Here is a 25,182-nt window from a genome sequence, read left to right as displayed (position 1 = left end):
CGCAGCCCGCAAGGGCTGCGCGCGGCACGGCCACGCCTGCGCGCTGGCCCAACGAGCCGACCCCGCTCGCCGAAGAGCACCCCACCCGCCCCACATGAACCCATCGGAGAAGCCAACATGCCACAACTTCCCTTGAACAGCATCGTCCGCGCCGTACTCGTCGTCGCCCTGACCACCGCCCTGGCCGCTGGTTGCGGCGGCGGCAGCGATGACAGCGGCAGCACGGCCGTCACTGTCGACCAGGTGCGCGCCGTCACGTCGCTGAACCAGAACTGGCGCTTCGTCTTCGACGAGAACCTCACGGAGGAGCAGGTGCTGGGCGCCAACACCTCGAACTGGTCTGCGGTCACGCTGCCGCACACGTGGAATGCGATCGACGCGGCGACCACTGCGCAATCGACACCGTCCACACCGCTGTACGAACGCGGTGTGGGCTGGTACCAGCTGGAGTTCGATGGCGGCGCGCAATCGGCCGGCACGAAATGGCTGCAGTTCGACGCGGCCAGCATCACCGCCGACGTCTGGCTCAACGGCGTCAAGCTGGGCCAGCACCGCGGCGCATTCACGGCATTCCGCTTTCAGGTCACGGACCTCGTGAAGCCCGGCAAGAACGTCCTCGTCGTCAAGACCGACAACCGCCGGGCGCTGCGCGATGGCGACGCCAATGCCATCGCACCGTTGAGCGGCGACTTCAACATGTCCGGCGGGCTGTACCGTGGCGTCTCACTGGTCACCACGCCGCACAAGGCACACATCGCGCTGGGTGATCTGGGCGGGCCTGGCGTGTACGCCCAGACGGCTTCGGTCAACGGCACCGCGGCCGTCGTGAATGTGGTGGCCAAGCTGGAGAACGCGGTGCAGACCGCCGGCACCTACCGGGTCACGGCGTCGCTGCTGGATGCACAGGGCCAGACGGTCAAGCAATCGGTGGGTACCACCGTCGACCTCAAGCCCGGCGAGGCCACCTCCATCTCCCAGGACTTGAGCGTCACCGACGCGCGGCTGTGGCAGGGTTTGGCCGACCCGTATCTGTACAAGCTGGTGGTGGAGTTGAAGGACAGCACCGGCACGTCGGTCGACAAGGTGGTGCAGGACTTCGGCATCCGCGAAATGCGGTTCGATCCGAACCTGGGCTTCTTCCTCAACGGGCGCAGCGTGCCGCTGCATGGCGTCAACATGCACCAGGACACGCTGGGCAAGGCGTGGGCCGTCTCGCACGAAGACATCGACCGCTCGTTCGAGCTGATCAAGGAAGTCGGCGCGAACACGCTGCGCATGGCGCACTACCCGCATTCGGACTACGCCGTGCAGCAGGCCGACAAGCTCGGGCTGGTGGTGATGGCCGAGCTGCCCTTCGTCAACTCGGCCGCGGTGGGTGGCCGCACGGTGGACCCTGAGTCGACCGGCTTTGCCGAGAACGCCCGCATGCAGATGCGCGAGCTGATCCGCCAGAAGTTCAACAACGCCTCGCTCGGTATCTGGTCGGTCGGCAACGAAGTGCAGGGTGGCGACGACAACCAGAACAACGTCAAGGCCATGTTCAAGAGCCTGCACGACGTGACCAAGGCGGAAGACCCGAGCCGCATCACCACGCTGGCCAACCAGATCAACCGCAGCGGCGATGTGATCCGCCCCGACGCCATCACGCTGACCGGCGTGACCGACAGCTTCAGCGTGAACCGCTACTTCCAGTGGTACTACGGCCAGTCCGAAACCCAGCTGGGCGACAACCTGGACCAGATCCACGCCGCCAGCCCCACACAGCCCATCGGCGTCACCGAATACGGCGCCGGCAGCGGCCTCTCGCAGCACACGGACAACGTGCGTGGCGGTCGTGTGTGCTCGAGCGACACCAGCGGCTCCACCCGGCTGTGCTACCAGCCCGAAGGCTATGCCAACTACGTGCACGAGAAGGCCTACGAACAGATGGTGCAGCGCCCCTACCTGATGGGCACGTGGATCTGGAACATGTTCGACTTCGGTTCCGGCAATCGCCACGAGGGCGACATCGGCCAGACCAACACCAAGGGCATCGTGACCTTTGGCCGGGATGTGAAGAAGGACGTCTTCTTCTTCTACAAGGCGAACTGGTCGCAGGCACCGGTGACCTACATCGCCGAGCGGCGCCATACGGAGCGGGTCTACAAGACGGCGCAGGTCAAGGTCTACAGCAATGCTGCCTCGGTCTCGCTGCGGGTCAACGGCGCCGAGGTCGCGAGAAAGTCTGCCGCCGAGTGCCCCGTCAAGGTGTGCAATTTCGGCGACGTGCCGCTCGCCGCCGGGGTCAACACGATCTCGGCCGTGGGCGACCACGGCGGCCAGAGCGTGACGGACTTCGTCAACTGGAACCTGTCGGCTAAGCACGCGGCCAACGTCTACATCGCCGCGGGTCAGTTGACCAGCGGCTTCGTGTCCAACGATCCGCTGCTCGGCAACAACGTGTATGGCTCGGACAACTACTTCCTGAACGGTGATCTTCCGCCGTTGTCCGGCCGCAGCACGGTGGGCCTGTCGGGTGCCGTCGCCATCAACGGGCTGGGCACGTCGGTGATTCCCGAAACCGGCCGCGTGTGGGACATGTGGCGCGAGGGCAGCAACTTCACCTACGACGTGCCGGTGGCCAACGGCACGTACAAGGTGACGCTCGGCTTCCTGGAACCGACGGCCACGGCCATCGGTGCGCGCGTGTTCAACGTCAACGCTGAGGGCGCGGCAGCGATCTCCAGTCTGGACATCTTCCAGAACACGGGTGCCATCCGGACAGTGATGGCGCGCAACTTCACCGTCAATGTGACGGACGGCAAGCTCACGCTGGACTTCGTGGGCGTGCAGGGCCGCGCCATCGTGTCCAACATTGCCGTGGAACGGCTGTAAGTCGACGGGCCCCGGGCCCGCACCGGGGCCGGGAACGGGGCCGGGTTCCTGCGCTCAGCCGCCAGGTTCATCCCAGGGGCTGCAGTCCACAGACCTCGCCGCCCAGCGCGTGCGCATCCACCGCACGGTTGCGCCCCTGGGCCTTGGCGCGCAGCAAAGCCTGGTCGGCGCGATCGACCATCAACTCCAGAAGAGGCGCCTGGTCTTCCACGCGGAAGGCCAGGTAGCCGACCGACAGCGTGACGGCGATGCTGCGCCCGTCGCGCAGGCTCACCGGCTGCTCGGCCACGCGCAGCAGGCGGCGGGCGAAGGTCTTGGCACGCTCGGCGTCGCACTCACGCAACAACAGGCAGAACTCTTCGCCTCCGTAGCGCCCCGCCACGTCGTGCAACCGGGTGCTGGCCAGCAACAGCCGGGCCGCGTGGGCAATCACCTTGTCGCCCACGATGTGCCCATAGGTGTCGTTGATGCGCTTGAAATGGTCAAGGTCGACCATCACCACGGCAAACGCATCGCCGGGGCGGGCTTCCTGCAGCATGGCCTGGGCGCGGCGGAAAAACTCGCCACGGATGTACAGGCCGGTCAGGCTGTCGCGCTGGTAGACGTCGCGCAGCGCGACGCGCTGGCGCTCGTGCAGCATCGAGAAGAACGCTTGCGAGCCGATGGCCACGAAGGTCACGCTGACGACCAGCAGCGGGTGGCCTGACAGCCACGCCGGCATGGTGATCGCGCCGAAGGCGTCCAGCCCGGCCAGCAACGCGCGCAGTGCGAAAGCCGTCGCCATGGCCAGGCTGGCGGTGCACAGCACCCACTCCGGCAGGCTGCGCGGCGCCTGCCGCAGTTGCGGCGACAGCAGCCAGACCTGCAGCACAAAGGCCAACGCCAGGCCGCCCGAGCCGATGGCCATGGCGACGGTGAACGGCGCCCCCCAGGCCTGCGCCGCCACCAACGCGGCCGACGACACGCCGGCCACCCACCAGACCCAGCGCGCGCCGCCTCTGCGCGCGCCCTCCAACGCGCCGGCGGCCGACGCCAGCAATGCCGCCGCGGCAAACGCCAGCAGATTGGGCAGGGCCACCATCAGCGATTCGGGCAGCACGGGCCGCACCAGCAGGGCGAGCGCCGTCCCGACGAGGCACAGCATGGCCCCGCCCCAGCGCCGCAACGCGGGCTGGAACGCCGGCATGCCGCGCGCGGTGCTGAACGCAAGCGCCGCAGAGACCAGCGCCACGATGGCCAGGCAGATGACCAAGGACGCAGAAGGCAGATTCGAAGAAATAGCAACAGGAATACCGAGCACCCGCGCCCTTCAGGTTGAGCAATATGTAACGTTCGGTTGCATTTTGCATGCCGCGCGCCGGTTTGAAATTGACCCCGCGCATGATCGGGCTCAAGTAACTGCGTCACAAAACGCAGTGGTCACATCACCACGGCGCAGCCGCTCAAAGGTGTTAGCGCCTTCATCGAACTTGCGGATGCATCCCGCCGACGCGCTGCCCACAATGGCGCATCGACCCGACCGAGGAGACCGCGATGACCGTTCGAGCCTTGTTCATGGCGTCCTGGGAGCGCGCTGGCGGCACCTGGGTGGCGCGCCACGGCCTGACATCCACGCAGTACCAGAAGGCGTTCGACCAGTACGTGGCCCAGGGTTACCGGCTGCGCACCGTCAGCGGCTACCGGGTCGGCACGAGCACCCGCTACGCGGCGATCTTCGACAAGGTGGCCGGCCCGGCCTGGGCGGCACGCCATGGGCTGACGGCCACGCAATACCAGAAGGCCTTCGACCAGTACGCGGCCCAGGGCTACCGGCTGAAGATGGTCAACGGCTACGCGGTCGGCGCCTCGCCGCGCTTTGCGGCGGTGTGGGAGAAGAAAGCCGGTGCCCCCGCCTGGACGGCACGCCACGGCCTGAGCAGCGCGCAATACCAGCAGACCTTCGACGAGCTGGTCGCCAAGGGCTACCGGTTGCGCTGGGTGTCCACGTATGCGCATGGCGCCCAGCTGCGCTACGCGGCGCTGTGGGAGAAATCGAGCGGGCCGGCCTGGGTGGCGCGGCACGGTCTGGAGGAGGCCGCCTTTCGCACCGCCGCGCAAGGCTATGCGGCCCAGGGTTACGACCTGGTCTGCGGCAACGCCGCTACGCTGGGCGGCCAGGACAGCTATGCCGCGCTGTGGGAAAAGCGCGCCGCCGCCAGCGTGATGCACCACGGCATGACGGGGCCGACCTGGCAGCTCAAGTTCGACGACATGCAGGCCAGCGGCTGGCGGCCGACCTTCGTCGCAGGCTACGCAGGTGAAGACCCGGTGGACGTCGTGCTGCGCTTTCCGATCCAGGCGCAGACGCAGAGCCAGTGGTGCTGGGCCGCCGTGTCCGCCAGCGTCTCGCGCTTCTACGTGCCGGCCACCACCTGGACCCAATGCCGCGTGGCCAATGTGCAGTGGGGCCGCACAGATTGCTGCGGCACCGGCGCCGGGGGCGCGTGCAACAACCCGTCCGTGCTGGGCACGGCGCTGACCACCGTGGGCCATCTGGACCGCCAGACCGGGGTGCAGGAGTCGCTGCAGACGGTGGAGAACGAAGTCGTGGCCGGGCGGCCGCTGTGCATCCGCGTGGGCTGGGCCGGCGGTGGCGGGCACTTCATCGTCGCCTCGGGCACCGAAGACGATGGCTTCGTCTGGGTCAGCGACCCCGGAGGCGGCACCCTGGCCCTGGTGGCCTACGACACGCTGCGCACGGCCTACCGGGGCTCGGGCACGTGGACCCACAGCTATTTCACCCGCGCCTGAGGCGCACCGAGGAGAACCGCCGTGCCCATCGCCCTGCCCACCATGCCCGCCGCCGTGGCTGCTGCACTGGCCACCGGTCTGCCCCGCTTCGCTGTGGCGGCCAGTGCACCGACGCCTGACGCCACCACCGCACGCAGCACCCGCCCCAGCCTGGCGCGCAGCGGGCGCAGCATCTCGCGATCGGTCACGGCCGCGCTGGCCCCGGACGCCGACCCCGGCGTCGGCGCGCCCGTCACCGTGCTCGGCCTGGACCAGCTGGCCGATGGCATCAACCCGCGCAAGACCAAGGCCAGCCTGTGGGTGCAACTGCTGCCCGCCCAGGGCACGGACCGCGCCATGGCCGAGGTCGACCAGAAGAAGGGCAAGCTCACCTCCGTCTCCGAAGGGCCCGAGGTCAAGGCGCTGGCCCGGCGCATCGGCACGCTGACGCGCGCGCGCTCGGCGGCCAGCAGCCCGCAGCAGGAGCTGGCGCTGATCCGCGTGCCGGCCCTGCACCTGACAGCCCTGTGGCTCAAGGGCGCGGCCGGCGACGACGACGACGTGGTGATCCCGAGCGACGGCCCGATCGCGCCGCTGGTGCCGGGGCAACGCTACCCGCTGGCGGAATTCCGGCGCATCGCAGGCCTCATGGCGGCCGAGCGGCTGGCGAAGACGGGCGATGAGATGGGGGGGTGAGGGGCGCCGAGCGCCGGGTGAGCGCACTGGCCTGGACGCGGAGGCCGCGCCCGCGCTCAGCCCGGCGCAGCGTCGGTGACCCCGGCGGTCGCGCGCAAATAGTCACGCAGCGCAGCGATGGCATGCCGCACCTTGGCCGGCTTGACGCCGCGCTGCGGTGTCAACGCCCACAACGGCAAGGGTGGAACCTGCCAGTCGGGCAGCACGCGGACCAGCCGGCCCGCCAGCAGATCGTCCCGCGCTTCCGTGCTGACGACGAACGTCAGGCCGAGGCCCGCCGCGCACATCTGCTGCAGCGAGATCTGGCTGTTGCTCGTGATGCGCGGCGCAATCTCGATGGCCTCCAGCGCACCACCCGGTCCCGCCATCTGCAAAGGCAGGGCGCGCCCACCACGCGGCGGTGCCAGCCACTGGTGACCTTGCAGATCGCGCGGCGACTGCGCCATGCCGGCCCGCGCCAGGTAGGCCGGGGCCGCACACAACAGGTAGTGGACGTTGCACAGGCGCTGCGCGCTCCAACCCGAATCAGCCAGTTCACCCGCACGGATCGCCAGATCGATGCGCGCATCGATCAGGTCGATCATCCGGTCGTCGATCTCCAGGTGCAAGGTAAGCGCGGCATGATCGGCCAGCAACGGCGCCAGCGCAGGCGCCACACAGCGCGCAAAGCCGACCGGCGCCGACATGCGCAGTTCACCCTCGGGTGCATCGCGCGCCAGTGCCAGCTGCTGGCGCGCGCGCGTTGCGGTGGCCACCAGCGACGCGCAATGCTCCGCTAGGTTGCCACCCGACTCCGTCAACGTGAGCTTGCGCGTCGAACGGTGCACCAGCGTGACGCCGTAACGCTGCTCGAGCGCGCGCAGCTGCTGGCTCACGGCCGAGGTGCTGATGCCCAGGTACCGCGCCGCAGCGCTCAGCGAGCCGGCACGCACGACCTCGGCGAACAGCGCGAAATGCTTCAGATCGTCCATTGTGAAGTTCCGCTTAACAGTGATTGCACGACACGCAGACTTCCTATTCTGTTGACAGCTTTATATCGTGGACGCTCGTTCAACATGGCTTCACAAAGAAAGGCCCACACCCATGCACGATATTCTGGTCACGGGTGCCTCGGGCACCGTCGGCAGCCTGCTGGTCGACACGCTGGTCGCGCAGGGCATGCGCGTCAAGGCAGCCTCGCGCAGCGGGCGGGCCCGGGGCGGCTCACCGGGCGTGCGCTTCGACTACGCAGACCCCACCACCCACGCGCCGGCGTTCGACGGCATCGATCGCCTGTACCTCGTGATGCCGGCGGACAGCCTGCAGGTCCAGGCCTTCCTGCTGCCCGCCATTGCCCTGGCGGCCCGACGCGGAGTGAAGGTGGTGATGCAGTCCGTGATGGGCGTGGAGAACGAGCCGGCGAACCCCTATCGCCAGGTGGAACTCGCGCTGCAGGCTGCAGTGCCCGCGTGGGTCGTGCTGCGCCCCAACTGGTTCGCGGACAACTTCCACGGCTTGTGGGCGCCGGCTGTCGCGCGTGGCGAGATTGCGCTGCCGGCCGGCGAAGGTCGTTCCAGCTTCGTGGATGCACGCGATATCGCAGCCAGCGCTGCGGCCGCGCTGACCAGCGCGCGATTTGACCACCAGGCCTTCACGCTGACGGGGCCGCAGGCCCTGAGCTACGGTGAAGCAGCGGCGCTGCTGTCACGCGCCGCGGGCCGGCCCATCGCCTACCGGCCTGTCGGCGACGACGCATTCGTAGCACAGCTCCAAGCGGCAGGCCTGCCCGAAGCCAACGGCCGCATGCTGGCCGCGCTGTTTGCCGCCGTGCGGCGGGGCGACACGGCAGCGTGTAGCGACGGGGTCCAACGTTTGACCGGCCAACCGCCCCGCACACTGGCGCAATATGCGGCGGACCATGCAGCAGACTTGCGCGGTGGAGCAGCGCACGCTGGCGCGCCCGGGTGAACCGGGCCGCGCTCAGGCGTACGGATTCGCGATGCCCAGCCCGGCCAGGATGGCGATCTCCCGCGCCTCCATCGCCTCGGCGTCTTCCTCACCGGTCTCATGGTCCCAGCCCTGCGCGTGCAGCGTGCCGTGCACCAGCAGGTGCGCGTAGTGGGCCTGCAGCGTCTTGCCGGCGTCCTGCGCCTCTTGCGCGACGACCGGCGCGCACAGCACCAGGTCGGCCGTGACCACGGGCTCCTGCGTGTAGTCGAAGGTCAGCACATTGGTGGCGTAGTCGCGCTGGCGGTAGTCGCGGTTCAGCGCCTGGCCTTCGTCCAGGCCGACGATGCGCACGGTGATCTCGGCATCCGACTCCAGCGCATGGCGGACCCAGCGGGCGACCTTGTGGCGCGGCAGCGCGGCGCGGTGTTCGGCTGCGCCCTCGAACGCCGCGAACTGCAAGGACAGCTGCAAGGCCTTCATCGCACCGTGCGGCGGGCACGCACCACCTTGGCCGTCGCGTCCACGCGCGCGTCGTCGGCATCCACGATGCGGCCCACGCCGCGCGCGTCGTAAGCGTCGACGATGCGGGCCACCAGCGGGTGGCGCACCACATCGGCACTGGTCAGGCGTGTGATCGCGATGCCGTCGACGCGCTTGAGCACCCGCTCGGCGTCGATCAGGCCGGACAGCTGATCCTTGGGCAGATCGATCTGGCTGACGTCGCCCGTCACCACGGCCTTGGCGCCGAAGCCGATGCGCGTCAAGAACATCTTCATCTGCTCGGGCGTGGTGTTCTGGGCTTCGTCCAGGATGACGAAAGCGTTGTTCAGCGTGCGCCCGCGCATGAAGGCCAGCGGCGCGATCTCCAGCGCGTTGCGTTCGAAGCACTTCTGCACTTTGTCGGCGCCCATCAGCTCGTACAGCGCGTCGTACAGCGGGCGCAGATACGGGTCGATCTTCTGCGCCAGGTCGCCGGGCAGAAAGCCCAGGCGCTCGCCCGCCTCCACGGCCGGTCGGGTCAGCACGATGCGCTGCACGGCGCTGCGTTCCAGCGCGTCGACGGCGCAGGCCACGGCCAGGTAGGTCTTGCCGGTGCCGGCCGGGCCGATGCCGAAGGTGATGTCGTGGCTGGCGATGTTGTCCAGGTAGGTCGCCTGGTTCAGCGTGCGCGCCTTCACGTCGCCCCGGCGTGTCATCAGCGAGGGGCCACCGTCGCTCTTCACCATCTCGGCATCGCCGGCCAGCATCAGCTGCACGGTGTCGGTGGACAGCGGGCGCTGCGCGATCTCGTACATGGCCTGCAGCACTTCGAGCGCGCGCTGGGCCTTGGCCTTGGGGCCGTCGATCTTGAACTGCTCGTGGCGGTGCGCGATCTTGACGGTCAGCGCCGTCTCGATGGTGCGCAGGTGCGCGTCCATCGGGCCACACACATGGTCCAGCCGGGTGTTGTTGGGGGGCGTGAAGTTGTGGCGAAAGATCATGGGCGCGATTGTCGCCCGCTACCATCGCCCACCATGATCGGACGACTGCAAGGCCTTTTGGCCGAAAAGAACCCTCCCCAGGTGCTGCTGGATTGCCAGGGCGTGGGCTACGAGGTGGACGTGCCGATGAGCACCTTCTACAACCTGCCGGCCATCGGCGAGCGCGTGACGCTGCTGACGCACTTCGTGGTGCGCGAGGACGCGCAGCTGCTCTACGGCTTCGGCACCACGGCCGAGCGCGATGCCTTCCGCCAGTTGATCAAGATTGCCGGTGTGGGGCCGCGCACCGCGCTGTCGGTGCTGTCGGGCATGGGCGTGGCCGATCTGGCGCAGGCCATCACGCTGCAGGAGGCGGGCCGGCTCATCAAGGTGCCGGGCATCGGCAAGAAGACGGCCGAGCGCCTGCTGCTGGAACTGAAGGGCAAGCTGGGCGCCGACATCGGCCCGCACACGGCCGTGGCCAACGACCACCAGGCCGACATCCTGCAGGCGCTGCTGGCGCTGGGCTACAGCGACCGTGAGGCCGCTGCGGCGCTGAAGGCACTGCCGAAGGACATGGGCGTCAGCGACGGCATCAAGCTCGCGCTGCGCTCGCTGTCCAAGGCCTGAGGGGCACATCTTTCAAGGTCTCGGCGCTGGTACCTCGCCGATTGCCGGGTTTGCCGTTTGTGCCGTTTGTGCCGTTTGTGCCCGGTGTGCTGGGTGTGCTGGGTGTGCTGGGGGCCGCCCGGCATGGGACACCCCCAGGGCCGGCCCGGCTCAGCGCCCCTCGCCCAGGGGCTCGGGGTCCCCTGCGGTGCTCCCGGCATGGGCGCATTGCACAACTCGCATCACTCACTGCGTTCGTTCACCTCGGACAGGTGCAATGGATCAGTTCACGAAGCGCGCTTCGCCGCCGCCCATGCCACTGCGCTCCTCGGCGCATCTGCAGGGCCGGCCCTGGGGGCACCCCATGCCGGGCTCGGTGCGGCTGACTCCGATGTGCGGTGCTTGCTGGCAGGCCGTCGAGAAATCCATGTTGGGCTCCGTGCGGCTGATACCGGTGCGCAGTGCCTACTGGTAGGCCGAGGAGAGCGCAAGCGTCACGCGATCGGTGCGCGCTGGAAAGCCGCCGAGAAGAATGCGCCCGCGTGACGCGAGCCGGTCCCCCGGCAGCGCTTCAGCCACCCACCACGTAGCCCGGCCTGGGGTGACCGCCGTGGCCAACCTGTGGCCGCGCCGAGGAGCGCAGGACTGCGGGCGGCGGCGCAGCACGCCTCGTTGACTGATCCATTGCACCTGTTCGAGGTGAACGAACGCAGTGAGTGGTGCGAGTTGTGCAATGCGCCCGCAGGCCGAGCACCGCAGGCTGCCCGAGCCCCTGGGCGAGGGACGCGTCCACCGGGCGGCCACGGCGGGCACCCCAGGCCGGGCGGCCCGACCCACGCCGGGCCTACTGCGCGCCTGCCACGGCGGCAACTGCCGGCGCCGTGCCCTGGCCCAGCGGCGCCACCAGCCGCACGTCGTCGGCCGAGATCTGCGCGGTCGGTGCGGCCGCAGGTACCGTCGACTTCAGCAGCTCCGGATAGTGCTGCGCCATCTGCGCGCCATACAGCGGCTTGTGCGCGCCCTGGTGGCAGGTGGCGCAGTTGACCTTGGCCACATCGCCGCCCGGGCCCAGGCGGTTGACCGGGAAGTCCTGCGTCAACGGCACCATGTACTCCAGGTTCAGCGCGCGCGTCATGCGGATGCCGTGGTAGGCGGCCAGGCGCGGCGGCGAGGCTTCGCCATCCCAGCTGGACAGGCTGCGCGTGTTGTGGCACTGGGTGCAGTTGACGCCGAGCGACTTGCTCATGTGCATCATCAGCCCGTAGGTCCACTCGGCCTGCTTGGTCGATTGACGATTGCCCGTTGGCAGGGCCGTCGTCCCGGCCACGCGGATGTTCTGGTCCTCCAGCAGGAACGGCGTGAACGGGTCGAACGGCAGCGAGCTCAGCCCCACCGCCGGTTCGGGCGCGTTCTGGCCGGCCTTGTTGCCTGCGAAGGTGTTGGCCCGCGCGTCCTGCAGCGGCTTGAACCAGACCTCGGCCGGCACGTTCTGCCCGCGGTGGCAGGTGAAGCAGGTCACGCCGGTGTTGGCCACGTGCGGCTTCCACTGCTCGTTGATCTTCTGCGTCATGAGCAACATGCGGCGCGACACGACCTTGGTGTAGATCGTGTCGTCGGCGAAGTTGGTCGGGTTGTGGCAGTGCACGCAGCCCTGGCCCGGCGCCACCCAGTTGGTCATCGCCACCATGGTGCGGGCGAACTCGGCCACGCTCAGGTGGCCCAGCACCTTGACGTTCTGGTAGACCTGCCCGGCCTTGGGGCCGTCGGGCGAGGCCGCGGGCAGGGGCTCGGGCGCCACGTTGTTGGGCGCCTGTTCGGCCAGCGTCTCGGGGCTGTAGACCTGCACCATGCCTGTGCCGCGCGGCCCGCGCTGCACGCTCTCGGGCGGCGGCAGCTCGCAGGCGGCGAGGGACAGCACGGCGGCCATGGCGGCGACAAAGCTTCGGATGGATCGCATGCGCTGGCTCCCTGCTGGCAAGGGTGGGTGGGCCGGGGTCGGCAGCGGGCGGGTCATCGCACACCGCCGATCAGCGGGTCGATCACCGGCGCGAAGGCCGGCGCATAGGTCGGCGCCACGCCGTGCTTGACGGCCCAGAGGAACCAGTTGTCCACCACCGTGCCGGTGAGCAGGATGCCGATGCCGCCGGTCAGCGGGCAGAGCACGGCGAACCACCAGGCCCAGCGGTGGATCGATTCCATCGTGGCGTTGAAGCCCATGGTCCAGCGCCAGAACAGGGCGGCCCGCTCGCTGGCCGTGCCACGGTCGGTGATCTGCTCGATCTCGCGCTCGCCACCGAAGCGGCTGACCGCCAGGATGGTGGCGCCGTGCATGGCGAACAGCAGCGTCGAGCCGTACAGGAACGCGATGCTCAGCATGTGGAACGGGTTGTAGAACAGGTTGCCATAGCGCAGCGAGAACGCGGCCGTCCAGTCCAGGTGCGGGAAGATCCCGAATGGCACCGCCTCGCCCCAGCTGCCCATCAGCAGCGGGCGGATGAAGCCCAGCACCAGGTAGAGCCAGATGGCGGCGGCAAAGGCCCAGGCCACGTGCGTGCCCATGCCCAGCTTGCGGGCGCGGCGGTACATGCGCGCCCACCACAGCAGGATGGAGGTGGTGAGGAACAGGCCGGCCATCAGCCACCAGCCACCCTCATTGAGCGGCGGCAGGGAAAGGCCATAGCCGGGCGGCGGCGGCTCCAGCGCCAGCCAGGGCAGCTGGCGCACGAACTGGATCGGGTCCCAGCCCACCGAGGCCAGCATGTTCAGGCCGATGATCTCGATGGCGATGAAGCCGCACAGCAGCGACAGCAGGCCCAGGTAGCCCAGGTAGATGGGGCCGATCTGCGCATCGCCCAGGCGGCCGAACAGATGCACGTGGCTCGGCTTGCCGAAGCGCTCGCCGTCTTTGCGCCCGAGCGAGACGCCCGGGTACGAGGGTGCGGCAACCTGCACGCTGGTGAAAAGATTTTGGTATTCAGCCATGGTGCATCCTTGTCAGTTCCAGACCGGCAGCTTCAGCCACCAACCCCACCATTCCGGCCAGCCCTTGGTCCAGAACGGTCCGCTGATGACGATGCAGATGGCGCTCCAGAAGGAGGCCGACAGCGCCAGGAACAGGCCCAGGCGGTGAATGCCCAGCGTGCCGATCGAGTAGCCGATGGCATCGCGGAAGAAGGTGTTCTCGTGCTCTGCGGTTTTCACGACCTGGCCCTTGCCCGGGTTGGTGGCCGACAGCACCAGTGCCCCGTGCAGCGACAACGCGAAGGTGGTGGCGAAGAAGAAGCTCACCGCCAGCATGTGCGCCGGGTTGTAGTGAAAGTGCAGATACTGGTAGCCGGTGTTGGACACCCAGTCCAGATGGCTCATGATCCCGTACGGAAAGCCATGCCCCCAGGCGCCCATCAGCAGCGGGCGGACGATCACCAGCGTGACGTAGGCCAGGATCGCGAAGCCGAAGGCCACGGGCACGTGGTAGCCGATGCCCAGCTTCTTGCAGATCTCCACCTCGCGCAGTGCCCAGCTGATGAACGAGCCGGTCGCGCAGAACGTGATGATCTGCCAGAGCCCGCCTTCGCTCAGCGGCGCCAGGCTGAGGCCGTAGCTCAGGTCGGGCGGCGCGATGTTGATCTGCCAGAGGTTCCAGGTCGGCCCCTGCGATGCGCCCCAGACGATCAGCAGCGTGCCGACCAGCGAAAAGAACGCGGTGGTGACGCCGAAGAAGCCGACATAGAAGGGACCGACCCAGAAGTCGAACAGATCGCCTCCCAGCAGCGTACCTCCACGTACGCGGTACTTGCGTTCGAAGTTCAACATGGCCATGGCCGCCACCTCCGGGACCGAAAAATGAAGGGGCACCCGCGTGACGCGGAGCCCGGGTTGGGATGCGCAGGGGCAACGCGCCGGCAGCGCCGGCCCGCCCCGATCGGCGCTATTTCGTCGGGGCCGTCGCGGGCGCCGGCATCGAAGTGTTCTGGCCGACCACGGCGGTGCGGGGACCGTCGAGCCAGTTGAACTTGTTGGTACTCAGCAAGATGAAATGGATGATCAGCGCCAGCACGAACAGGAAGGCCGCAAGGGCCACCAGCGCGCGCCGGGGATCGAACAACAACCAGATTTTCCACATGCTTATCTCTCCTAGTTGAGGTGGGACATGAAGGTGTAGACCCCCGCCCGCACACTCTTGAACAACGATGTTTCGCTCTCTGCGCCGGGGAACCAATCGCGCCAATTCAGGAACAGGACCTGACCGACCAGCGCCACCAGCAGCACGAACACGATGCCGATCAGAAACAGAGCGCCATCGCCCTTGTTCTGCAGTAGTTGGGGGGCCGTCGAAACGGTCGCGTTTTCAGTCATGGCAGATGCCTCCTCGCGCAGTTGTCGCGTCAGCTCAGAGCCAGGGCCGCCACATCCACACGAGCACATGGGCCACCACGGCAATCGCCGTGAACCCCATGAAACTGCCCATGAAGATGCCGTGGAACTCCCTGGCTTCGCCTTCGGTCAGCCCGGATAACGAGCCTCTCCTGTCTTCAACCATTTGGATCACTCCTCAACATCGGCCTTGCGGCCAGCACCGCGCAGCTCCCGCGCGGCAAGGCACACCCAGGCGGCAGGCCTGCGGGCGTCATCAGGGGGCTCGGCCCGTGCATGGCGTAACTCATGCAAGTGCTCCGAGCGCGGCGGTGACGATCTGTCGTGCCTGCCCTTCCAGGTGTTCGGGATGGACCGCTGCGCTGCCCGCTTCACGGGCACGCGCCTCGGCCTGGTCGCGCAGCCGCTTGGCCGCCGAGATGCGCACCAGCACGGGCTGCGCCTCCAGCAACTCGTCGAGCAGCTCACGTGCGTCAATGGACCAGACCAGCTCGGGCAGCGCGCGGGCTGGCGTCGGGTCGACGCGGTCCATGTCGGTTCCGAGTGGCAGGATGTGGAACAGCGCGTCGAACAGCGCGTTGCACACCTCCTGCACCAGCCAGGTCGCGCCGGCGTAGCCCATGAAGGGCGTGCCCGTGGCGCGGCGGATGATGGCGCCGGGAAAACTCGCCGCGATGAAGCTGGGCCGCATCGGCCCTTGCGAGGCGGCCTCGGCCAGGTACATGCGTTCGTTCACGCTGCCGAACATCACCAGCGGCGCCTTGGTCTTGATGAGCGCGCGCACCGCCGCGTTGTCGGTCTTGTCGCCGGGCTTGCGTGCCACAGCGAACTGGCAGGGCAGGCCCAGCTCGTCTTCAAGGAAGTGGCGCACGCCGCGGCTGTAGGTCTCGCTGGCCACGATGCCGAACGAGGCGGTGGCAAAAAAGTCCTGCGTGACCGAGCGCCACAGGTCCCAGATCGGCTTGATCGTGGTGTGCTTCTCGCGCTCGATGAAGGGCTCGGGGTCGAGGTGCAGCAGCCTTCCGAGTTCACGCAGAAAGGCGGTGGTGCTGTGCAGCCCGATGGGCGCCTGCAGGTAGGGGCGCTCCAGCGCCTCGCACAGCATGCGGCCGAACTCGCGGTACAGGCAGACGTTCACATCGGCGTCCGCAAGATTCGCCACATCGGCCACGTGGCTGCCGAGCGGGAACACCATGTTGATCTCTGCGCCGATGCCTTCGACCAGGCGACGGATCTCGTGCAGATCGCTGGCGCTGTTGAACACGCCGTAGCTGGGGCCGATGAGGTTCACGCGCGGCTTTTCGCCCGCCGGGCGGTCTGCGATGGGTGTGCGCGCCGGCACCTTGCGCAGGCCGTGTTCGGTCCACAACCAGTAGATGGCGCGGTTGGCGCACTGCCACTGGTCTTCGTCGATGGTGCGGGGCAGAAAGCGCGCGATCGTCGTGCCCTCAGGGGTCACGCCGCCGCCGATCATCTCGGCAATCGATCCGGTGACGACCACGGATGGCAGGTCGGGGTCGAGCACGGCATGGGCGCGCTTCATCGCGCCTTCGGTGCCCTCGCGGCCCAGTTGCTCTTCGGCCAGGCCCGTCACGACGATGGGCAGCTCGTGCGGCGGCAATGCGTCGGTGTAGTGCAGGACGGAGGTGACCGGCAGGTTCTCGCAGCCCACCGGGCCGTCGATGATGACCTGCAGGCCCTTGATGGCGGTGAACACGTAGACGGCGCCCCAGTAGCCACCGGCGCGGTCGTGGTCGAGGACGAAGGCCATCAGACCATCTCCTCGGCCTTGCGGCGCTTCATGATCTTGATGACCTGGCGGCGGGTTTCGGCGCGGTACTCGGGGCGCAGTACCGGCGTCTCGCTCCAGATGCCGGCGCGGTCGCCCTTGCCGGTCTCGCCGAAGAATTCGCGCATGGTGTCGAAGCGGGTCTGGTTCGCAATCGCGCCGTTGACCACCTGGGCCAGTGAGCCGGCTCCTGCCGGGCCCATCAGCGGGCGGGCCGAGATTAGGTTCGTGAAGTACAGCGAGGGGATCGCGCGCTCCTTGCAGGCCTGCACCAGGGGTGTGGTGCCGATGGCGAGGTTCGGGCGGTGGCGCTCGACGGCGGCGAGGTCTTGCTCCAGCGAGGCGCGGTACTGGATCTCCACGCCGCGCGATTCCAGCCACACGCGGTCCGGCTCGGACCAAGGTGTGCGCGGGCAGGCGGTGCCGACATAGGGCACGGTGGCGCCGCTTTCGATCAGCAACCTTGCGACCAGCAGTTCAGAGCCCTCGTAGCCACTGACCGTGACCTTGGCGTTGATCGGCGACTTGGCCAGCGCACCGCGGATGGCGGGCACGATGCCGGCAATGGCGGCCTCGACCTGCGCCGTGGGCACCTGGGCCGCTTCACCGATGGCGCGCAACCAGGCGGCTGTGCCTTCGGCACCGACGGGCGCGGACGCCACCACGGGCCGTCCGGCCGCCTGCAGCTCGCGCACGCTGGCCGTGTAAAAGGGGTGGATGGCGGCGGCGACCGTGCAGTCCAGCGCCGCATACAGCTCGCGCCATTCGCGTGTCGGCACGGTGGGGCCGGCCTTCAGGCCCAGGGGCGCCAGCAGCATGCCGATCACCATCGGGTCGGCCGGGAACAGTTCGCCCAGCAGGCTCACGGTCTTGGCGCTGTCCAGGCCCTGCTCGCGCCAGCCGCGCGGGGCGGACACCGGGCCGGTCTCGGCCTCGGCGCGTGCGTATTTCAGCATCGCGCCGGCCAGCACGTCCTTGGCCTCGGCATGGGTCGGCACGCCGAAGCCCGGCACATCCACGCCGATGATGCGCACGCCGTTGATGGCCTTGGGCAGCAGTTGCAGCGGCACGCCGCTGGCCGAGGGCACACACAGGTTGATGACGACCAGCGCGTCGAGCAGCGCAGGGTCCGCCTGCGCGTGCACCGCCTCGCGGATGTCTTCGAACAGCTTGCCTGTCACCAGCGATTCGCTGTTGAAGGGCACGTAGCCGACGCTGCGCCGGGCACCGTAGAAATGTGAGGTGAACGTCAGGCCATACACACAGCAAGCCGAGCCACTGAGGATGGTGGCCGTGCGCTTCATGCGCAGGCCCACCCGCAGCGCGCCGAAGGCCGGGCACATGCTCTGCGGCTGGTCGTGCGGGCCCTTGGGATAGTCCTTGGCGTAGGTGGCCAGGGTTTGCTGCGTGGCCTCGGGCATGGCGGAGGCCAGGGCCTGGGCCTGCTCGGGGGTCGCGTGGCAGCTACTCATGATGCGTCGTAGACCACTTCGAGCGTCGGCTTGACCAGCTCGGTCTTGCCGACCATGTCGAACAGCGTGGCCGGCTCCATCTTGAAATCGCGCCCTGTGACTTCGGCGCTGAACAGGCTCAGCAGCTGGTCCTGGGTCTGCGGCTTGGGCCGCACCGGCGGCGCCTCGGCAACGTTGGTGGCCAGGGTCTCGAACAGCGAAGCCCATTGCGTGTCGGGGCGGCCGATGATTTCGTAGCTGGCGCTCTTCCTGCGAATGTCTTCATTGGCCGGAATCGCGGCCAGCACCGGGATGCCGGCGCGTTCGGCAAAGGCTGTCGCCTCGCCCGTGCCGTCGTCCTTGTTGATCACCATGCCGGCCACGCCGACATTGCCACCGAGCTTGCGGAAGTACTCCACCGCGCTGCAGACGTTGTTCGCCACGTAGAGCGACTGCAGATCGTTGCTCGCCACGACGATCACCTTCTGGCACATGTCGCGCGCAATCGGCAGGCCGAAGCCGCCGCACACCACGTCGCCCAGGAAGTCGAGCAGCACGAAGTCGAAACCCCAGTCGTGAAAGCCCAGCTTCTCCAGCGTCTCGAAGCCGTGGATGATGCCGCGCCCGCCGCAGCCGCGGCCGACTTCGGGGCCGCCGAGTTCCATCGCATAGACACCATCGCGCTTGAAGCACACATCGCCGATGGCGACCGCCTCGCCGGCCAGCTTCTTCCTGCTGCTGGTCTCGATGATGGTGGGGCAGGCCTTGCCGCCGAACAGCAGGCTGGTGGTGTCGCTCTTGGGGTCGCAGCCGATCAGCAGCACCTTCTTGCCCTGCTGGGCCATCATGTAGCTGAGGTTGGCCAGCGTGAAGCTCTTGCCGATGCCGCCCTTGCCGTAGATCGCGATGATCTGCGTGGTCTTGGCGGCAGGGCTGGTGGCTGAACTGGCCACGGGGTCGGGCTCGATGGCGGCCTCGGCGCGCAGCAGCTCGGTGCGGGACTGGAAGCGAACCGTCGCCTCGGCCGGAATCGTGGAATTCATCGGATACCTCCGTGCTGCGCACTGCGGTGCTGAACGACTTTGGGCGGCCGGGCGGTGTTCATTGGTGGGCTCTCCAGTCCAGGACCATCTTCAGGCAGCTCGCATCGCCGAACGCCTGGCCGTAGGCCTCGTGCGCCAGGGCGGCCGGCTCGGTGTGGGTGATCAGGCCGTCCAGCGACAGGCGCCCGTCGTCCAGCAGCATGTTCACGGCCGCCAGGTCGGCCGGCTTCCATTCGGCGGCGACGCGGATGCGCGCCTCGCGCATGAAGGCCGGCGCGAAGTTCAAGCTCAGCGGCTTGGAATAGAAGCCGGCCAGCACCACCTCGCCGCCCGGCGCCAGGCGGGCGATCAGGCTGTCGAGCAGGCCGGCGTCGCCACTCACGTCGTAGATGGCGCGGTAGTCGCGCCGTGTGTCGGCCTCGGGGTGCAGCACCTCGTAGCCGACCGCCCCCTGGGCGCGCTGCGCGTTGGTCTCCCAGACGCGGAAGTTGGTGTAGCCGGCCGCCACGTTCAGCCGCGCCAGCAGGCGGCCCAGCACGCCATGGCCGACGATCAGATCGGGCGGCGTGTGGGGCGCGCCCCGTCCACCATCGGCGACCGTGTGGTAGGCCGTTGCCGCGAGCGCCAGCAGCACGGCCTGCGCGCCCAGCCGCTCGGCCACCGGGATCGCCTTGGCGCCCGGCACCACCAGCCTGGAGGCCGAGGCGCCGAACAGGCCGCGCACATCGCCGTAGCAGCGGGCACCGGGCACGAAGACGCGCTGGCCGACGCGGCGGCTACCTGCTTTGCCGACTTCCAGCACGCGGCCTACGGCCTCGTAGCCGGGCACCAGCGGGTAGCCCATGCCCGGGAACATCGGCATCTGGCCGGTCCAGAGCAGGCGCTCGGTGCCGGTGCTGATGCCACTCCATTCGACCTCGACCACTACATCGTCACCTTGCAGGGCCGGCAGGTGCAAGGGGCGCAGGCGCAATTGCTCGGGAGCCTCCAGCACGACGGCCTGCGTGTTCATGTGTGTACTCCGTCGAGGTGAGAAGTGGGAGGCGAAGAGGTCATGGCGTAATCTTATGAAGACACCACACAATGTCAATTCAAATTTACACTTGGTTTTGTCGGGGCTTTGCCGGCTGCGGCCACGAGCACTCCGGCGTGCAGCGGCATGGGCGTGGGCCGGGCCTGGACATCGACGAAGCCGCTGCGTTCTAGCAGGGCGCGCAACTGCGCCACGGTGCGTGCGCGGCCGCTGCCCATGGCCCACAGGTACAGGCCGAAATACGCCGCGCCCATCGCCGGTGCGCCAGGCGCGTCGGCCAGCGGCTCGGCGATCAACAGGCGTCCACCGGCCGGCAGCGCGGCGTGCACGGCGGCCAGCAGGCGCAGCACGGCCGCGTCGTCGTGGTCGTGCAGCACGCGCACCAGGCTGATCGCGTCGAATCCGGACGGCAGCGTGGCGCGCAGAAAGTCACCGCCACTGGCCGTGCAACGCCCGGCCAGGCCTTCGCGTGCGAAGCGCGCCTCGGCGCGGAGCACCACCTCGGGCAGGTCGAACACCTGCACCTGCAGGTGCGGCACGGCGCGCGCCAGGCACGCGGCCAGCGCGCCTTCGCCGCCGCCCACGTCCAGCAGCCGGGCATGCCGGTGCACCGGGTAGGCGTGCAGCAGTTGCTCGGCCACCCAGGGCACCGAGGCGGCCATCAGTTGCGAGTACGCGGCCACCTGCTGCGCGTCCAGCTGCGCCGGTTGCGCCGCGCGTGCGTAGGGCCAGAAGTCCGACAGGGCACCGCCCGTGCCCGTGCCCTGCCCCGGCGCTGCACGCAGCAGCGCCAAGGGATCGACCAGGTCGCGGTACAGCGCCTCGTGGTGTTCGACCATGGCGGTCAGCCCGGCGTTGCCAACCAGCGGCGCACCCAGCGGGCCCAGACCGAAACGCGCGTGCGGGCGGCGCTCCAGCAGGCGCAGCGCGCAGGCGGCCTGCAGCAGCCGGTCCAGCGCCGGTTCGGGCAGCGGCAACACGACGGCCAGCGCCGCCAGGCTCTGCGGGCCGTCTCGGGCCAAGCGCTCGAACACGCCCAATCGCACGCAGGCCAGCAGGACCTGGCTGTAGACGAAGCCGGCCAGCAGATCGAACAGCTGCGCGGCACGCCGCCGCGCGACCCAGCGCGCCGGCGGGAAGCTTTCAGCCCAGCGCCGAAAGCGCGGGCTGGACAGCAGCCGGTCACGCCAGCGCAGCCAGGCATCGCTCCAATGCAGGGGCGCCGCGACGGCTGCGTGGGGTGATGTCATGCGTGGACAGCAATCGGCGCGCTGCGCGCACCGACCAGCCCGACGGGCAACAGGCGCTCGGCCTCCAGCGCGATCAAGCTGCGGAACGCCATGGCGCCGGGGCAGGACGGCACGCGGGCCTGGGTGGCGGCGACGAGCCGGTCGAACTCGGCCAGTGCGCCTTCCAGGCCCAGTTCGCGCGCCACGCTGGGCCGGTCGAGCAACAAGTCTTGCCCCACGGGCTTGCCGAGCGCCTGCGCATCGCCGAGCACGTCGCGGATGTCATCGGCCACCTGGTAGGCCTGCCCGAGCTGCTGGCCCAGCGCGCGCCAGGGCGCGGGGTCGGCCCCGGCGGCCTGCGCGCCGGCCATGGTGGCGGCCGCGAACAACGCACCGGTCTTGGCCTGTTGGTAGTCGCTCAGCACCACCTGGGTTTCGCACTCCCAGCTCTGCCCGGCGCTGATGCCGTGCGGCATGCCCACCCCCTGGCAGACGGTCTGCAGCAGACCCGGCAGCCGCGACAGGTGCTTGCGGGCCGCAGCGCCCACGCACTCGAACGCCAGCACGATCAGCGCGTCACCCGCCAGCACCGCCAGCCGCTCGCCGTAGGCGCTGTGCACCGACGGCAGGCCGCGCCGCGTGGCGGCGTTGTCGAAACACGGCAGGTCGTCGTGGACCAGCGAGGCGCAGTGCAGCAGTTCGACGGCGGCCGCCGCCGCGTCGGCCAAGGCTGGATCGTCATCGCCGCAGGCATAGGCCACCGCAAGCACCAGCTTCGGGCGCACGCGCGCCCCACCGGGAAACACCGCGTGCTGCATGGCCGCCGCCAGCCGCGGCGGATGGCCGGGCGCCAGGCAACGGTCAAGGCTGGCGCGCAGTGCGCGTTCGATGCGGTCGGGCTTGGGCATGGGTGGTCCTTTGGGTCCGGCGTGAAGAGGCTTTGCATCCAGTGGCGCGGTGTGCGGCCACTGCCCCACCACCATTCGTCATCTTTGCAATACATTTGACACTGTCACGTAGATTAGACACATCGCCTCCAGCCGTCAATGCGCATGCCTCCCGACATTCCCTTGCCCCGCTCGCCACCCACGCCGCACACACCACGCGTACTGGTCGTGGGTGCCGGCATCGGCGGCCTGAGCGCGGCGGCGTTGCTGGCCCACGCCGGGTTGGATGTCACCGTGCTGGAACAGGCCGCAGGGCCCGGCGGCAAGGCCTGCACGCGTCAGGTCGGCCCGCACCGGCTGGATGCGGGGCCCACGGTGCTGACGATGCGCTGGGTGTTCGAGCAGCTGTTCGATGCGCTCGGCCTGTCGCTTGCGCAGCAGCTGCAGCTCAAGCCCTGCGCGGTGCTGGCCCGTCATGCCTGGGGGCCAGCCGCCACCGATCGGCTCGATCTGCTGGCCGATCTGGATGCGAGCGTGGACGCCATCGCCGCCTTCAGCAGCCCGGCCGAGGCGCAGCGCTACCGCGGCTTCTGCCAGCACGCCCAGGCGGTGTATGAGACGCTGGAGGCGTCTTTCATCACCGCCAGCCGCCCGAACAACCCGCTGAGCCTCACGGCGCGCGTGCTGCGCCAGGGCCTGCAGGGGGCGCGCGGGCTGGCCCATATCCAGCCATTCCAGAGCATGTGGCAGGCGCTGGGCCGGCACTTCCACGACCCGCGCCTGCGCCAGCTGTTCGGCCGCTACGCCACCTACTGCGGCTCTTCGCCCTTCAGCGCACCGGCCACGTTGATGCTGGTGGCCCATGTGGAGCGCGACGCCGTCTGGCAGGTGGAGGGCGGCCTGCACCGCCTGGCGCAGGCCCTGGCCGGCGCGGCCGAGCGCCAGGGCGCCACCCTGCACTACGCCAGCGCCGTGCGCGAGATCCGCCTCACGCGGGGCCGCGCCAGCGGTGTTGTGCTGGCCAGCGGCGAAGTGCTGCAGGCCGACGCCGTGCTGTTCAACGGCGACGCCGATGCACTGGCGCAGGGCCTGCTGGGCAGCCCCGTGCAGGCCGGCCTGGGCATGCAGCCGCTGGCGCAGGCGCAGCGCTCGCTGTCTGCGCTGACATGGCACCAGGTCGCCACGCCCGAAGGCTTTGCGCTGTCGCACCACAACGTGTTTTTCTGCGCCCCGGCGCATGACGGCTACCGCAAGGAATTTGACGCGCTGCAGCAGGGCCAGCTGCCGCCCTCGCCCACCGTCTACCTGTGCGCGCAGGACCGCAGCGCGGCAGCACTGAACCCCGATGTGCCGGTTGGCCCCGAGCGGCTGATGCTGCTGGTCAACGCACCGGCCCGCGCCGACACCCGACCGCCTGTCGAGGAGGAGTTGCAACGATGCGAACAGCAGACACTGACGCAACTGGCCCGCATGGGCCTGGTGCTGCGGCCTGGCCCCTGGCCGGCGCAGCGCACGACGCCGACGCAGTTCGCGGCGGCCTACCCGGGCTCGGCCGGTGCGCTGTACGGGCAGGCCAGCCACGGCTGGCAGGCGAGCTTCCAGCGGCCGGCCCAGCGCAGCGCGGTGCCGGGCCTGTACCTGGCGGGCGGCACGGCGCACCCGGGGCCGGGGCTGCCGATGGCGTCGCTGTCGGGCCAGTTGGCCGCGCGGCAGATGCTGGCGGACCTGGCTTCGACCTCGCGGTTCCACCCGGTGGCTATGCCTGGTGGTACCTCGACGCGCTGAGCGACCCGCAGCCCGACGGCAGCGCCTGGGCGTTGACGCTGATCGCCTTCGTCGGCAGCGTCTTCTCGCCGTACTACGCGTGGAAGCGACGCCGCTGGGGCGACGACCAGGCGCTGGCCGAGGAGCATGTGGCGGTCAACGTGTCGCTGTACCGGCGCGCGCCCGGTCGGCCGCACTACGCCAAGTGGTGGACCATGACCGAACGCGGCCACCGCGATCTGCGCCGCAGCAGGCAAGCGCTGGCCATCGGCCCGAGCCGCCTGCAGTGGGCGGGCGACGACCGGCTGCTGATCGACCTGGACGAATGGGCCGCGCCATGGCCGCAACGCGTGCGTGGCAGCCTGGCCGTGCAGTTGCAGACCCAGCCGGCCCGCCAGTTCGCGCTGGACGGCGCCGGCCTGCACCACTGGCAGCCGATCGCCCCCGTCGCGCGCATCGACGTGGCGCTGGACGCACCAGCCGCACGCTGGCAGGGCGACGCCTACCTGGACACCAACTGGGGCCGGCGCCCACTGGCGCGCGATTTCGCTCGCTGGCACTGGTCGCGCCAGCAGCTGCCGGCCGGCGGCTGCCGCGTGCTGTATGCATGCGAGCCCCGCGCGGGCGGTGCGCAGGCACTGGATCTGCGCATCGCGGCCGATGGCGGGGTGGACGTGCACGACGCGCCACCCTGCTGCCCGCTGCCCGCCAGCCGCTGGGGCCTGACCCGCCAGACCCGCGCCATGTCACAGGCCGCACCGACCGTGGCGGCGACGCTGGAGTCAGGCCCCTTCTACTGCCGCAGCCTGCTGGCCGATGCGCAGGGGGGCGCGCCGTGGATGCATGAGAGCCTGGACCTGGCACGCTTCGACCGGCCGTTGGTGCAGGCCATGCTGCCGTTTCGCATGCCGCGGCGGGCCGTTGGATGACTACCGCGACCGCTGGTTGTCCATGCGCTGCCACCCCGGCACGTAGGCGCTCATCAGCGCCTTGAACACACGCCCGTGGTGGGCGTAGCGCAAGTGGAGAAGCTCATGGACGATCACGTAGTCCTGGAAATCCTCTGCGCGATCCAACAGGTCATGCGCCAGCGTCACGGTGCCCAGTGAAGTGCAAGAGCCCCATTTGGCGCGCATGTCCTGGACGCGAATCACGCGCGGGTTCACGCGCAGCTTCACGGCCCAGGCCAGCGCGCGTTGCCGCAGGTCCTGCACCGGATAGCCCGAACCTCTGCGCCGACGCTGCGCGACTGGCTGATGATGCGCAACTGCCATG

25 protein-coding genes are annotated in these 25,182 nt (G+C 69.2%); 7 read left to right on the top strand and 18 right to left on the bottom strand.

The annotated features are described in order from the left end of the window. Positions 1 to 117: 117 nt before the first annotated feature. A complete protein-coding gene (locus AC099J_RS07700; RefSeq protein WP_479614649.1) occupies positions 118 to 2,874 on the top strand; it encodes a glycoside hydrolase family 2 TIM barrel-domain containing protein in 2,757 nt (918 codons plus the stop codon). Between the two features lie 67 nt (positions 2,875 to 2,941). Here AC099J_RS07700 and AC099J_RS07695 read toward each other — a convergent pair whose 3' ends face one another. Next, entirely contained in the window at positions 2,942 to 4,126 is a 1,185-nt protein-coding gene (locus AC099J_RS07695; RefSeq protein WP_479614648.1) for a GGDEF domain-containing protein, read from the bottom strand. 281 nt (positions 4,127 to 4,407) lie between these two features. On the opposite strand from AC099J_RS07695, the gene AC099J_RS07690 reads away from it, so the two are divergent. Both AC099J_RS07690 and AC099J_RS07685 read left to right on the top strand, forming a co-directional pair. Further along, on the top strand, positions 4,408 to 5,664 hold the full coding sequence (locus AC099J_RS07690) for a papain-like cysteine protease family protein (RefSeq protein ID WP_479614647.1): 1,257 nt from the start codon (positions 4,408 to 4,410) through the stop codon (positions 5,662 to 5,664). A 21-nt stretch (positions 5,665 to 5,685) separates the two neighbouring features. After that, entirely contained in the window at positions 5,686 to 6,339 is a 654-nt protein-coding gene (locus AC099J_RS07685) for a hypothetical protein (protein WP_479614646.1), read from the top strand. Positions 6,340 to 6,395: 56 nt separating this feature from the next. Here AC099J_RS07685 and AC099J_RS07680 read toward each other — a convergent pair whose 3' ends face one another. Next, positions 6,396 to 7,310 carry a LysR family transcriptional regulator gene (locus AC099J_RS07680; RefSeq protein ID WP_479614645.1) on the bottom strand — a complete coding sequence of 305 codons (915 nt, stop codon included), beginning with the start codon at positions 7,308 to 7,310 and terminating at the stop codon, positions 6,396 to 6,398. A 112-nt stretch (positions 7,311 to 7,422) separates the two neighbouring features. Between AC099J_RS07680 and AC099J_RS07675 the strand changes: the two genes are divergently transcribed. Continuing rightward, positions 7,423 to 8,286: an NmrA family NAD(P)-binding protein gene (locus AC099J_RS07675; protein ID WP_479614644.1), complete on the top strand. Its 864-nt coding sequence runs from the start codon at positions 7,423 to 7,425 to the stop codon at positions 8,284 to 8,286. 12 nt (positions 8,287 to 8,298) lie between these two features. Here the strand turns inward: AC099J_RS07675 and ybeY are convergent, their stop codons facing one another. Both ybeY and AC099J_RS07665 read right to left on the bottom strand, forming a co-directional pair. Further along, entirely contained in the window at positions 8,299 to 8,748 is a 450-nt protein-coding gene (gene ybeY, locus AC099J_RS07670; RefSeq protein ID WP_479614643.1) for an rRNA maturation RNase YbeY, read from the bottom strand. After that, on the bottom strand, positions 8,745 to 9,749 hold the full coding sequence (locus AC099J_RS07665) for a PhoH family protein (protein WP_479614642.1): 1,005 nt from the start codon (positions 9,747 to 9,749) through the stop codon (positions 8,745 to 8,747). Before AC099J_RS07665 ends, ybeY begins: the two co-directional genes overlap by 4 nt. 33 nt (positions 9,750 to 9,782) lie before the next feature. Here AC099J_RS07665 and ruvA point away from each other — a divergent pair, with 33 nt between their 5' ends. Next, entirely contained in the window at positions 9,783 to 10,358 is a 576-nt protein-coding gene (gene ruvA, locus AC099J_RS07660) for a Holliday junction branch migration protein RuvA (protein ID WP_479614641.1), read from the top strand. Positions 10,359 to 10,619: 261 nt separating this feature from the next. Here ruvA and AC099J_RS07655 read toward each other — a convergent pair whose 3' ends face one another. From AC099J_RS07655 to AC099J_RS07595, 13 genes are all read right to left on the bottom strand, one after another. After that, positions 10,620 to 10,766, bottom strand: a complete 147-nt coding sequence (locus AC099J_RS07655) for a hypothetical protein (RefSeq protein WP_479614640.1) — start codon at positions 10,764 to 10,766, stop codon at positions 10,620 to 10,622. A 415-nt stretch (positions 10,767 to 11,181) separates the two neighbouring features. Then, positions 11,182 to 12,294 (bottom strand): photosynthetic reaction center cytochrome PufC, encoded by a 1,113-nt coding sequence (pufC, locus tag AC099J_RS07650; RefSeq protein ID WP_479614639.1) that lies wholly within the window; start codon positions 12,292 to 12,294, stop codon positions 11,182 to 11,184. A gap of 53 nt (positions 12,295 to 12,347) precedes the next feature. Further along, complete coding sequence (gene pufM / locus AC099J_RS07645; RefSeq protein WP_479614638.1) at positions 12,348 to 13,319, bottom strand: photosynthetic reaction center subunit M; 972 nt, start codon at positions 13,317 to 13,319, stop codon at positions 12,348 to 12,350. Between the two features lie 12 nt (positions 13,320 to 13,331). Then, entirely contained in the window at positions 13,332 to 14,156 is an 825-nt protein-coding gene (gene pufL, locus AC099J_RS07640) for a photosynthetic reaction center subunit L (RefSeq protein WP_479614637.1), read from the bottom strand. 109 nt (positions 14,157 to 14,265) lie between these two features. Further along, positions 14,266 to 14,460 carry a light-harvesting antenna LH1, alpha subunit gene (pufA, locus tag AC099J_RS07635; protein WP_479614636.1) on the bottom strand — a complete coding sequence of 65 codons (195 nt, stop codon included), beginning with the start codon at positions 14,458 to 14,460 and terminating at the stop codon, positions 14,266 to 14,268. 11 nt (positions 14,461 to 14,471) lie between these two features. Beyond that, the gene (locus tag AC099J_RS07630) at positions 14,472 to 14,693 is read right to left on the bottom strand and encodes a hypothetical protein (protein WP_479614635.1); all 222 of its coding nucleotides are present in this window, start codon (positions 14,691 to 14,693) and stop codon (positions 14,472 to 14,474) included. A gap of 34 nt (positions 14,694 to 14,727) precedes the next feature. After that, complete coding sequence (gene pufB / locus AC099J_RS07625; RefSeq protein WP_479614634.1) at positions 14,728 to 14,877, bottom strand: light-harvesting antenna LH1, beta subunit; 150 nt, start codon at positions 14,875 to 14,877, stop codon at positions 14,728 to 14,730. A gap of 120 nt (positions 14,878 to 14,997) precedes the next feature. After that, positions 14,998 to 16,482, bottom strand: a complete 1,485-nt coding sequence (bchZ, locus tag AC099J_RS07620) for a chlorophyllide a reductase subunit Z (protein WP_479614633.1) — start codon at positions 16,480 to 16,482, stop codon at positions 14,998 to 15,000. Then, on the bottom strand, positions 16,482 to 17,972 hold the full coding sequence (bchY, locus tag AC099J_RS07615; protein ID WP_479614632.1) for a chlorophyllide a reductase subunit Y: 1,491 nt from the start codon (positions 17,970 to 17,972) through the stop codon (positions 16,482 to 16,484). The genes bchZ and bchY overlap by 1 nt, the downstream gene beginning before the upstream one ends. Next, entirely contained in the window at positions 17,969 to 18,994 is a 1,026-nt protein-coding gene (locus AC099J_RS07610) for a chlorophyllide a reductase iron protein subunit X (protein ID WP_479614631.1), read from the bottom strand. Before AC099J_RS07610 ends, bchY begins: the two co-directional genes overlap by 4 nt. Before the next feature lie 58 nt (positions 18,995 to 19,052). Then, the gene (gene bchC / locus AC099J_RS07605) at positions 19,053 to 20,006 is read right to left on the bottom strand and encodes a chlorophyll synthesis pathway protein BchC (RefSeq protein WP_479614630.1); all 954 of its coding nucleotides are present in this window, start codon (positions 20,004 to 20,006) and stop codon (positions 19,053 to 19,055) included. A gap of 74 nt (positions 20,007 to 20,080) precedes the next feature. Next, entirely contained in the window at positions 20,081 to 21,277 is a 1,197-nt protein-coding gene (locus AC099J_RS07600; RefSeq protein WP_479614629.1) for a methyltransferase, read from the bottom strand. Further along, the gene (locus tag AC099J_RS07595) at positions 21,274 to 22,164 is read right to left on the bottom strand and encodes a polyprenyl synthetase family protein (protein ID WP_479614628.1); all 891 of its coding nucleotides are present in this window, start codon (positions 22,162 to 22,164) and stop codon (positions 21,274 to 21,276) included. Before AC099J_RS07595 ends, AC099J_RS07600 begins: the two co-directional genes overlap by 4 nt. A 138-nt stretch (positions 22,165 to 22,302) precedes the next feature. Here AC099J_RS07595 and crtD point away from each other — a divergent pair, with 138 nt between their 5' ends. Continuing rightward, positions 22,303 to 23,928 carry a 1-hydroxycarotenoid 3,4-desaturase CrtD gene (crtD, locus tag AC099J_RS07590; protein ID WP_479614627.1) on the top strand — a complete coding sequence of 542 codons (1,626 nt, stop codon included), beginning with the start codon at positions 22,303 to 22,305 and terminating at the stop codon, positions 23,926 to 23,928. A gap of 32 nt (positions 23,929 to 23,960) precedes the next feature. Then, positions 23,961 to 24,836, top strand: a complete 876-nt coding sequence (locus AC099J_RS07585; RefSeq protein ID WP_479614626.1) for a carotenoid 1,2-hydratase — start codon at positions 23,961 to 23,963, stop codon at positions 24,834 to 24,836. Here AC099J_RS07585 and AC099J_RS07580 read toward each other — a convergent pair whose 3' ends face one another. After that, positions 24,837 to 25,181: a M48 metallopeptidase family protein gene (locus AC099J_RS07580; protein ID WP_479614625.1), complete on the bottom strand. Its 345-nt coding sequence runs from the start codon at positions 25,179 to 25,181 to the stop codon at positions 24,837 to 24,839. Position 25,182 lies beyond the last annotated feature (1 nt).

This window comes from Rhodoferax sp. RT4P68 (assembly GCF_056521305.1).
Note: the sequence above shows the minus strand (reverse complement) of the source record. Positions and strands in the feature narration are given on the sequence as shown.